A 10,672-nucleotide genomic window follows, 5' to 3' on the forward strand; every position below is an offset into this window, starting at 1 on the left:
TTCCACCTCCGCTTCGGCTTCCTCGTTCGCTTCTAGCTGCGAGGCACCCTCGGCGGCTTCGGGGGCGGGCGTTTCTTCCGGTTCATGCGGCTCTTCGGCCGCGACTTCTTCCGAGGCCGCTTCCGCGGCTTCCTCGGCAGCCTCTTCCAGGCCGAACACGTCGCCTTCTTCGTATTCGAGGCCGGTTTCTTCGGCGTCGGAGCTGAACAGGGCCTCTTCCTCGGCAGCCCGCTCTTCGCTGGCGCTCGGTTTACTCTCGGCAGGCCGGACGTCCACCTCGGTCCGGTCGCGATAGGCCAGCCCGTGCAGGCGCCGCAGTTCGGACGAGAGGTCCCCGGTTTCGAATTCTTCGTCCCCGACGCTTTCGCCCTGCAGCCGGTCGAGACGCTTGTGGAACAGTTCCTGGCTTGCCATGATCGCCTTCAGGCCGGCCTCGTCCGGTGCGTCGCCGGAGTGCGACAGCTCTTCCAGGTATTGCTCGAAGACCTGGGCCGTGTCGTTTTCGTTGGCGATCGGCGCAAGCCGCATCGTGCCCTTCATGGTGTGGACGGCGCGAACCAGCCGATCGTCGACCGCCTGGGGCATGTCGGCTTCCTGCGCCTGCTCGACCCACTCGTCGAGGGTCTCGAGGTTCTCCGACAGTTCCTTGACCATCAGCTCGATCAGGGTCGGGTCGAGTCCCTCGAGTTCGGCATTCATCGCCGCGGCCGCCGCGGTCGACGGCGAGGCCTCGCCGGCGGCGACCTGTTCGGCGCTCTGGGCAAGCTCGGAGCAAGCTGTCTCGTCGAATTCCTGCTCGCCCTCGCCGCTGAGGCGAGCGCGCATGCTCGGCAGCATGCCGACGGCGCTCTCTACCATGTCGATGACGCCGGGTTCGGGCTCGAGCTGCCCTTCGATGACCCGGTTCATCATGTTCTCGATCTGCCAGGAGAACTCGCCGATCTCCTCGGCACCCGCCATCCGGCCGGAGCCCTTCAGGGAGTGGAAGGAACGCCGGATGGTCGTGAGGGTGTCGTTGTTGTCCGGTTCCTCGCGCCACTTGGGCAGCATTTCCTGCAGCGTCTCGAGTTCCTGGTCGAACTCTTCGAGGAAGATCTCGACGATGTCGAAGTCGTCCATGCCGCCCATGCCGAAGTCATCCGTGGCGGGCTCCGGCGCTTTCCCGGTCGGCTCGGAAGGCTCTGCTTCGGCGGTTTCTTCCGGCTGGGGCACTGGCTCGGCGGACTCTTCCGACGCCTCGTCGGCGGCTTCTTCCTCCGGCTCCGTCGTCTCGGTGCCGAGGTCTGCGGCAAAGTCGAAGTCGCTGTCGAATTCGAAATCACCCTCGACTTCGAAGGCGGGTTCTTCCGGAGCTTCTTCCTCGCCAACGGGGGGTTCTTGCTGGGCGGCTTCTTCGGAAATCTCCTCCGCCACTTCATCCGACGCTTCGGCTTCCCCGGCGAGCGGCGCCTCGGTGTCCTCCGGCGCCTGTGCGCTCTCCTCTTCGGCGGCTTCATCGGCCGCCACGCTGGGCCAGTAACCGAGCTGCCCGAGGCGTTGTCGGGTGTTGGCGAAGTACTGCCGACCCTTTTCGTCGAGTCGGGTCTGGGCGTCGAAATAGAATTCGGACACGGTCAGCGCTTCGGCCAGGGTTTCGAGCTGTTCGTCCGAGGGTTCTGCGGCCTCGATCAGCTGCGACTCGATCAGTTTCGTGGCCGCTTTCAGCATCGCCGCACCGTCTTCGAGGTCGGCCATGTAGAGAACGTGGGCAATGCGTTCGAGCATGTCGCGCGCTTCAGCGGCGGCGTCGGGCTCGGCCTTGCCGCGGTTGAGCGCGTCGAGAAGGCTCTTGGCATGGGAAAGGTCTTCGCCGGCTTCGTGGAAGACCTGCCGCAGGACCCGGCGCCACTCCGATGCCGGCAGCAAGGTGCCGGTCGCGTCTTCGTCGTCTTCCCCGGTCTCGGCCTCGATGACGCCGAGATTCTCTTCGAGCTGGGATTCGACCACCAGCAGTTCGCGGGCCACGGCAAGCAGGGCGGGGTCTTCGGGATCCGAGCCGATTTCCGACAGGCGGTCGGCCTGGGCGCGAATTCTTTCGGCCAGGTTGTCGAGGCCGAGCATGGCCAGCGATTGCCCCACCGAGCCGAGCAGTTCGGTCTGCTTCTCGAGCAGGTCGGGGTCGGCGGACTTCTCGAGCTGCGTGCCCAGGGTGTCCTTGATCTGGGCCAGGTCCTCGCGAGCCGCCTGAGTGACCGCGGCGAACAGCGTTCGGTTGCGGCCGGCCAGGAAGGCGCGCGCCTGGCCGGTGGCCTCGGGTGCGTGCTCGTCGAGGCGAAAGGCTTGCCAGGCTTCGCCGGCGGTTTCGTTGCCCGGCCGGTTGATGGCCATGTTGAACAGGAAAGCGCGGCACAGGGCGTCGGCCGCCTCGTCGACGTCGGATTCGCCGTCGGCGAGGGTCTTGAGCAGTGCATCGAGCCGCGCGTACAGACGCGCGACCGCCGGTCCGCCTTCCAGGTCGCCGGCCTTCAGCGAGGCCGAAACGGCCGCGGCGGCCCAGCCGGCCCTGCGCGCGGACTTCGGCAGGCCGGCGTTCTCGCGCATGGCCTGTCCGATGCGGGTCAGTTCGTCGAGGGCCTCGTGGTCGTCGTTGTTGACCAGGAAGCCGCGCAGCGCCTGCTGGTACTGGCGCCGGAGCTCCGCGGCGGATGTCGAATCCCCGCCCTCGGACAGCTCGACATGATCGATCGCCGGCTTGAAGAACTCCGCCTCGTCGAGCGGCTTGGCGCCGATGGCCGTGCGCAGGTTGTTGATCGTCGGCAGCAGGACCAGCGGCGCATCGCGCTGGGTGCTCTCGAGGTAGTCGAGGTAGTCGGGCAGGGTGGCGGTGGCCTCCATCAGCGCGTTCAGCGCCTCGGCCTCGCGCCCGAAATCGTCCTTGCGGATGGCTTCGAGGGCCTCGGCCATGGAGTCGCCGAGTAGCTGCCCGCTTTCGAACTCGAGCACGGAAAGGCTGCCCGAGATGCGGCGGCTGGCTTCGATGGCGCCGTCCAGATCGGACGGATCGCGATCCGTTCCGCCTTCGCTCCAGCGTTCGACCGCCTGGAGGATTTCCTGGCCGAGTTCATCGATCAGCGGACGCGTCCACTGCAGGGACTGGTGGGTGCTCGAGCTGCTCATGTCGGCAATCGGTTCAGCGGGCTGCAACGCATGTCAATCGTTCCTCGGGTGCCGTCACCGCGGCGCACGCGCACGGCGCGCGCCGCAGCCGGTCGATCAGTCTTCGTCCTCGGGCAGCTTGAAGTCGGCCACCGAGTCGCGGAGGTCGCGCACCAGTTCGGCGAGGTTGGCCACCGACTTGGCGGTCTGGCCGGTCCCTTCCGTGGTCTGGATGGAAATGTCGCGAATCGAGTTCATCATCTCGGCGATGCGCGTGGCGTTCTTCGACTCTTCCTGGGCCTGCTTGGAAATCTGGGCAATCAGGCCGGCAAGGTCGTTGGACACGTTTTCGATCGACTCCAGGGCTTCACCGGCGTCCTCGGCCAGTCGGGCACCGGAGACCACCTGCGAGGTCGTCTGCTCCATGGAGGTGACGGCCTCGGAGGTGTCGGCCTGAATCGTCTGCACCAGGGCCTCGATTCGACGCGTCGCGTTGGTGGCGCGTTCGGCGAGTCGCTGGACTTCGTCGGCAACGACCGCGAAACCGCGACCCGCGCCGCCGGCCGAAGCGGCCTGAATGGCGGCGTTGAGGGCGAGCACGTTGGTCTGTTCGGAAATGCCGTTAATCAGCTCGACGATGTCCCCGATCTCCTGCGAGGACTCACCGAGTCGTTTGATTCGCTTGGAGGTTTCCTGGATCTGGTCGCGAATGTTGTCCATGCCCGAAATCGTCTGGCGCACCATGTCGGCGCCGCGGTTGGCGATCTCGACCGAATTCTGAGCGACGTCGGCCGATTCGCTCGAACGCTTGGCCATGTCATCGAAGCTCTGGGCCATTTCGTTGATCGTTTCGGTGGCCGAGCGAATCTCCTGGGCCTGGTGTTCGCTGGCCTCGGCCAGCTGCGTGGTCGTGGCCCGGGTTTCCTGGGCCTGGGCGGCCACCTGCTGGGCGGTGGTGTTGACGCCCGAGACGAGGTCGCGAAGCGCTTCCACGGCGTAGTTGACCGAGTCGGCGATGGCGCCCGTGACGTCCTCGGTCACGGTTGCCTGCACGGTGAGGTCACCATCGGCGAGCGAGGACATTTCGTCGAGCAGCCGGAGAATGGCCTCCTGGTTTCGCTGGTTGACCTCGGCGGTCTGCTTGGCCGCGCGGCGCTGCTGGAAGTAGGCGCCGGCGCCGATCAGGAACAGGATCAGCAGGGCGGCCGCCGCGATCGCCAGGCCGGCCAGCAGCGAGGGCCACAGCACGCCTTCGCCGAGGTTGGCGTATTCGTCGGCCAGGTCGCGCGCCTGCTCGGTGAGATCCTCGGCATCGAGGAAGATCTCGTCGGCGGCGTCGCGTACCTCGAACAGGTCGGTCGAAGCGGTCAGGATCGTGTCGACGTCGTAGCGCACTTCTTCGAAGATCGGCACCACGTCCGCCAGGGCCTCGAGCACGCTGCTGTTGCGCACGGCCTGCAGGCCGAGTTCCTCGTCGCCGTTGATCAGGCCCTCGAGGACGCGGTTGAACAGGGCGGCGTCTCGGCTGAAGGCGTCGGCGGCGGTGATGGCACCCTGGCCGCCGGCCAGGATGTCGTTGACGCGGCGAAGCATGCGGTCGGCCAGCGCGAGCTGCCGGCTGGCGACGTAGATCTGTACGGTGGGTGCGCCGGTCTCGATCATGCGCCGCACGACCTCGTCGGACTGGGCCTGCAGGCGCGGAATGTTGCTGGAGAAGGCCGAGGCGGCGTCGGCGAGTTCGACGACCAGGTCGGAACGCTCGAGAATGGCGGCGGCGTTGGCGTCGATACCCGACCAGATTTCCTCGAGCGTCGACAGCGGCGCGTCCACCCGATCGGGCGAAGGCGGCAGTCCCGTCTCGGGATCGCCGTTGCGCAGGGTGTTGATCGACTCGTCGATGATGTTACGCGTGGTGCCCAGCTCGTCGAAGGCCTCGAAGTTACCGACGGCGGCTTCACCGGACGCCTTGGCCAGCTGCTGGGCGCGCACCTGAATCTCCGTGGTCAACCCGAGGTACTGGGTTTCCTGCACGTTGCGCTGGTTGAGCAGGTAGAAGTTGTAGGCCACCAGGCCCAGCAAGGCCACCAGCAGGATGAACAGCAGTGCCTGTGCCGGAGAAAGTCGCTGCTGTGTTGTTTGTGTCGCGACGCTACTCATGCCTTCACCTCATTGTTGAATACTTCGGGGCACCCGGTGGCCAGGCCGTACAACCGGACGCCGTGTCCATCTGCTGCGATCTTGATCGATACCCGAGCGTATTGCCGCGGGCGCGCGTTGTTTTCGGAATGATCTTGCACTGTTGAATCCGTCCCTATGCTTCTACTCTTCCCGGGCGCCGTTGACGAACTCCTGGTTGCGCTGGAGTTCCTCGAGCCGGAGCACCCCCCACTTGCGTTCGCTGGTTTCGAACTGCTGCGAGACCAGCCCCGACAGCGGTGTGTCGTTCCAGTCGTCCTCGTCCTTGAGGTCGTCGGTATGGAAGTGGCGCTGGCCGAAGACCTCGTCGACGACCAGGCCGGCCAGGCGACCCTGCATGCGCGTGATGATCAGTCGCGTGCGGTTGGTGACCGGCGTGCGGCTGTTGAACAGGAACCAGCCGAGATCGGATACCGGCGCCAGGTTGCCGCGAACGTTGGCGATGCCCAGCAGCCAGTCCTTGGAGCCGGGCACGGGCGTGAAGGGCGGAAAGGCGATGATTTCCTCGACCTGGTCGATGCGACAGGTCAGATAGTGGTCACCGAGACGGAAGACGACTCCGTCCCAGTTGCTGATCTGCTGCTGGCGCGCAGCTTCGCCGACATCGTGCTCAAGACTGCGCTTTTCGTACTCGGCCAGCCTGGCGAACAGAGAGAGGCGGCCTGATTCCGTTGCAGTCGCGAGTTGCTGGTCCCCTTGCATTGTCCCTCTCGAATCTCCTCTGACGGCCACCGTCAGGCCGCTTCGGTCCGTTCACGCTGCTGGCGTACGGCAGCGAGCAGTTCGTCGCGCGTGAACGGCTTGGTCAGGTAATGGTCCGATCCGACGATGCGTCCCCTCGCCTTGTCGAACAGACCGTCCTTGCTGGTCAACATGACCACCGGCACGTTCTTGAAACGCGCATTGTTCTTGATGATTGCGCAGGTCTGGTAGCCGTCCAGCCGCGGCATCATGATGTCCACGAAGATCAGGTCGGGCTCGTGCTTGTGGATCAGCGCCAGGGCTTCGAAGCCGTCATTGGCCGTGATGACTTCACAGCCTTCCTTGCTGAGCATGGTTTCGGCCGAACGGCGAATCGTCCGGCTATCGTCGATCAGCATGATCTTGAGACCGCTCAGATCGGCCACGCCTTCTCCCCCGCTGTCCGTATTCTGGTCTGCACTCATTGTCTACCTGATGCTGCTGGCGGATACACCTGTGGACCTTGACGGCCTAGGTTAGTCTATCTTCGACGAATTTGCCAATCCAGTAGAATTGTGTCACAGAAGTCCATGGGATTACAGATTTTTCCCGGTCCCGCGGAGCCTTCTGGAAGCCACCCGTCAAGGCCAGTCTGACTCAACGGAGTACGCATGCGCAAGAACCTCGTGGTCGTCATGGACGATATTTCGGAGATCAAGGTCGTCAAGGACACCTCCCTTGCCATGCTGCTCGAGGGGCAGCGGCGGGGTTATCGCCTCTGGTACCTCGGGGACACCGACCTGTATCTCGAGGGCTCGCGGACATGTGCCCGGATGCGGGCTGTCCGGGTGGAGGACGATCCAGAGGACTGGTATGAGCTGGGCGAGCCGGTTGATCGGCCGCTGGGCGAGGACGACCTGGTGCTGATGCGCGCCGATCCGCCGGTGGACAACGACTACCTGATGGCGACCTACCTGCTCGAGCAGGCCGAAAACGCCGGCGCGAAGGTCGTCAACCGCCCGCGCGCGCTGCGCGATTTCAACGAGAAGCTCGCCATCGCGCGCTTCCCGGAGCTGATCCCCGAAACCCTGGTGAGTTCCGACGCCGCCGCGCTGAGGGCCTTCGTGCAGCGCACCGGCAAGGCCGTGCTCAAGCCCCTGGACGGCATGGGCGGCAAGAGCATCTTCCTGCTCGAACGCGACGACCGCAATCTCAACGTCGTCATCGAGACGCTGACCGACAGCGGGGCGCGCCTGGCGATGGCCCAGGAGTATCTGCCCGCAATCTCGGAGGGCGACAAGCGCGTGCTCATCGTGCACGGCCGTCCGGTCGACAAGCTGCTCGCGCGGATCCCCGGGAAGGACGACTTCCGCGGCAACCTGGCGCGCGGGGGGCGCGGCGAGGGGCGGCCGCTCGAGGCCGCCGACCGGCGGATTGCCGAAACCGTGGGCCCCGTGCTTCTGGAACACGGCATCGAATTCGCCGGGCTCGACATCATCGGCGACCGACTGACCGAAATCAACGTGACATCCCCGACCTGCGTGAGGGAACTGGACGCACAGTTCGGGATCAACATCATCAGTGACCTCTTCGACGCCATCGATCCATGAGAACAGCGCGGTCCAGGGCTCGCGGTAGCGACTCGGTGGCCATCGCCGCCGCCGTGGCCGTGGCGCTGCATGCTGCGGTCATCGGTCTCGTGCACTTCGAGTTCCTGGGCCGCAAGCCCGACAGCGTTCCCAGCAGTCTCGATGTCGTGCTCGTCGAATTCGCGACCGAGCAGGCGCCCGAGGAGGCCGATTTCCTGGCCCAGGCCACGCAGCGTGGTGGCGGCACGGCCGAGGAGGTCGACCGCCCGGCCGAGCCCATGGCCACCAGCCGGACCGAGGAGGTCGCCCCGGTCGAGCAGGAGGCCACGGATTCCGCCTCGCGCGATCAACCCGAACAGGTCGACGAGGTGGTCCAGGTCGAAAGCGACGAGCCCGCCATGCCGGTGCGCGAGGAAACCGAGCTCGATCCGGACGTTTCGGTGTCGACCAGCGAGATCATCGAGCAGACCCGTTCGATGGCGCGTGCCTCGACCGAGCGCCTCAGCGATGCCGCCGACTACCCCGAGCGGCCGCGCCGCAAGTTCGTGTCGGCCAACACGCGCGAGCATCTTTATGCCGGCTACATGCGCTCGTGGGTTTCGAAGGTCGAGCGCGTGGGCAACCTGAACTATCCCGAGCGCGCGCGGCGCCAGAACCTGGCCGGCGCCCTGGTGCTCAGCGTGGACATCCTCGAGGACGGCAGCGTCGCCCGCATTCGCGTGCTGCGCTCGTCCGGCCACGACGTGCTCGACGAGGCGGCGGTGCGAATCGTGCGCCTGTCCTCCCCCTTCGCGCCCCTGCCCGAGGAAATCCGGCGAGAGGTCGACGTGCTGACCATCACGCGCACCTGGCAGTTCTCGAGTTCGGGTGTGCTGCGCGGCGGCTGACCTGGGCCTGGCGCGGGGCGCGGCATTGATGCGGGTGCGGCTGCGCCCCCATATCTGCCGATAGTCGCACTGATAGAATGACATCGTGAGCTACCTTGAGCATCAATTCCTCATCGCCATGCCCGGTATGGAGGATCCCAACTTCATGCGCGGCGTCACCCTGTTGTGCCAGCACAACGAGGAAGGCGCCCTGGGCATCACCGTCAACCGCGAATCCGAGTACGTCCTCGAGGACGTGCTCGAACAGCTCGGTCTGGAGTGCGACGACGAGCGCGTCGCCAACATGCCCGTCTATGTCGGCGGGCCGGTCCATCCGGAGCGGGGTTTCGTGTTGCACAGCAACGATCGCAGCTGGGAGGCGACGGTCGACGTCGGCGACGGTATCTGCGTGACGACCTCGCGCGATGTGCTCGAGGCCATCGCCCACGGCGAAGGGCCGGCGAAGTTCCTGGTGGCGCTCGGTTACGCGGGCTGGGAATCGGGTCAGCTCGAGGGCGAAATGCGCGACAACGCCTGGCTCAACGTGATGGCCAGCGCCGACATCATCTTCGATTCACCCGTCGACGAGCGTTGGGAAAAGGCGGTCTCACGCCTGGGTATCGACGTGGCCACCCTGCAGCCGGCCGGCGGGCATGCCTGAACCGGCCAGCGCGCTGCTGGGCATCGACTTCGGACAGCGCACCGTGGGCCTGGCAATCGGTCACCGGCTGACGGGCTCGGCACGGCCTCTCGATCCGGTCCGTTATCGCGACACCGACAGCCTGATGGCGCAGCTCGACGCCGTGCTCGGACAATGGCGTCCCTCCGTCGCCGTGCTCGGCCTGCCCCTGGCGGGTGACGGCAGCGAATCGGACATGAGCCGGCGGGTGCGCGATTTCGCCGCGCGGCTGGCCAGGCAGTATCCCGATATCGAATTTCGCTTCCAGGACGAGCGGCTGACCTCCCATGCCGCTGCCCAGCGCCATGCCAGCCGCCGCCAGCAAGGCCGCGCGAAACGAAGCGACGCGCGGCGGCTCGACAGCGTGGCCGCGAGCCTGATCCTGGAATCCTGGATGGCAGAGAATCCCTGACGAACAAGCCATGACCGACCGACACCTGCTCGACATCGACCGGCTCGACGACGAAGACATCGAGCGAATTCTCAACCGGGCCTGTGCGCTGGCCGCCGGCGCGGCGCCGTCCAGCGTCGCGACCACGGTAGCCAACCTGTTCTACGAGCCGAGCACGCGCACCCGCGTGTCCTTTGAACTGGCGGCCGGCCGCCTGGGCATGCGGGCGGTCAACATCGAACTCGAACGCTCCTCGGCCACCAAGGGCGAGACGCTCGAGGATACGGTGGCCACGCTGGCCGCGATGGGCGTCGAGGCGGTGGTCCTGCGTCATCCCGAAAGCCATCGGGTCAGCCGGCTGGCAAAAACCGTCTCGGGGGTCCGCCTGATCAATGCGGGCGACGGCACCAACGCCCATCCCAGCCAGGCGCTGCTGGATGCAGCCACGCTGCGTTCGCGCGGTATCGAGACGGCCGGACTCAAGCTCGCCGTCGTCGGCGACATTCGGCACTCCCGGGTGGCCGGATCCGGCGTTCGGCTCTGGCAACGCCTGGGCGTGTCCGAGATCCGCCTGGCCGGACCGCCGTCGCTGCTCCCCGAAAGCCCGCCCGTGCCGGCGGCGAGCCTGCACGACAACCTGGCCGATGCCCTGTGCGGGGCCGACGTCGTCATGATGCTGCGCGTCCAGCACGAGCGAATGGACCGCGCGGGCTGGCCCGACCGCGAAGCCTACTCTGCCGACTGGGGGCTGAAGGAATCCGATCTGGCCGCGGCCGCGCCCGGTTGCGTGGTCCTGCACCCGGGCCCGATCAATCGCGGCATGGAAATCGATCCCGCCGTCGCCGACGGGGGTCGCTCGCTGATCCTCGAGCAGGTGAAGATGGGGGTGTTTACGCGGATGGCGATCTTCGAGTGGTTGTTTGACTGACGGCGGCGGATGGCGCCGCCGAAGCGTTCGTTCGCTCCTTCGCTCCTTCGTTCTTTCGTTCTTTCGTTCTTTCGTTCCGGCGCGTTGGGCATTGGGGGCTTGGGTGAGCCCGGTGCCACCGGGCGCTTTTGTGGCCTCGACAAATCAAAGGCGTTCCGGCCGGCCTGCTTCGCAGGCTCTTGCGCCGGGTAACTTTTTTCCAGAGCG

9 protein-coding genes are annotated in these 10,672 nt (G+C 66.1%); 5 read left to right on the top strand and 4 right to left on the bottom strand.

The annotated features are described in order from the left end of the window. From DZC52_RS01380 to DZC52_RS01395, 4 genes are all read right to left on the bottom strand, one after another. Positions 1 to 3,156 (bottom strand): FimL-related protein (locus tag DZC52_RS01380; protein WP_147307572.1); only part of this gene is annotated, 3,156 nt, incomplete at its 3' end. Between the two features lie 96 nt (positions 3,157 to 3,252). Further along, positions 3,253 to 5,292: a methyl-accepting chemotaxis protein gene (locus tag DZC52_RS01385; protein ID WP_116649334.1), complete on the bottom strand. Its 2,040-nt coding sequence runs from the start codon at positions 5,290 to 5,292 to the stop codon at positions 3,253 to 3,255. 162 nt (positions 5,293 to 5,454) lie between these two features. Continuing rightward, positions 5,455 to 6,033, bottom strand: coding sequence for a chemotaxis protein CheW (locus DZC52_RS01390; RefSeq protein WP_116649335.1), 579 nt, complete (start codon positions 6,031 to 6,033; stop codon positions 5,455 to 5,457). Positions 6,034 to 6,065: 32 nt separating this feature from the next. Further along, the gene (locus DZC52_RS01395; protein ID WP_116649336.1) at positions 6,066 to 6,497 is read right to left on the bottom strand and encodes a response regulator; all 432 of its coding nucleotides are present in this window, start codon (positions 6,495 to 6,497) and stop codon (positions 6,066 to 6,068) included. Between the two features lie 186 nt (positions 6,498 to 6,683). On the opposite strand from DZC52_RS01395, the gene gshB reads away from it, so the two are divergent. From gshB to DZC52_RS01420, 5 genes are all read left to right on the top strand, one after another. After that, positions 6,684 to 7,622: a glutathione synthase gene (gene gshB, locus DZC52_RS01400; RefSeq protein ID WP_116649337.1), complete on the top strand. Its 939-nt coding sequence runs from the start codon at positions 6,684 to 6,686 to the stop codon at positions 7,620 to 7,622. Beyond that, positions 7,619 to 8,488 carry an energy transducer TonB gene (locus DZC52_RS01405; protein WP_116649338.1) on the top strand — a complete coding sequence of 290 codons (870 nt, stop codon included), beginning with the start codon at positions 7,619 to 7,621 and terminating at the stop codon, positions 8,486 to 8,488. Before gshB ends, DZC52_RS01405 begins: the two co-directional genes overlap by 4 nt. Before the next feature lie 118 nt (positions 8,489 to 8,606). Beyond that, positions 8,607 to 9,128, top strand: coding sequence for a YqgE/AlgH family protein (locus DZC52_RS01410; RefSeq protein WP_116649341.1), 522 nt, complete (start codon positions 8,607 to 8,609; stop codon positions 9,126 to 9,128). Then, a complete protein-coding gene (gene ruvX / locus DZC52_RS01415) occupies positions 9,121 to 9,558 on the top strand; it encodes a Holliday junction resolvase RuvX (RefSeq protein WP_116649339.1) in 438 nt (145 codons plus the stop codon). Before DZC52_RS01410 ends, ruvX begins: the two co-directional genes overlap by 8 nt. Positions 9,559 to 9,568: 10 nt before the next feature. Next, on the top strand, positions 9,569 to 10,465 hold the full coding sequence (locus DZC52_RS01420; protein WP_116649340.1) for an aspartate carbamoyltransferase catalytic subunit: 897 nt from the start codon (positions 9,569 to 9,571) through the stop codon (positions 10,463 to 10,465). The last annotated feature ends 207 nt before the right edge of the window (positions 10,466 to 10,672 follow it).

Origin of the sequence: Wenzhouxiangella sediminis (assembly GCF_003410055.1) — a bacterium.
In the GTDB taxonomy this organism is placed as follows: domain Bacteria; phylum Pseudomonadota; class Gammaproteobacteria; order Xanthomonadales; family Wenzhouxiangellaceae; genus Wenzhouxiangella; species Wenzhouxiangella sediminis.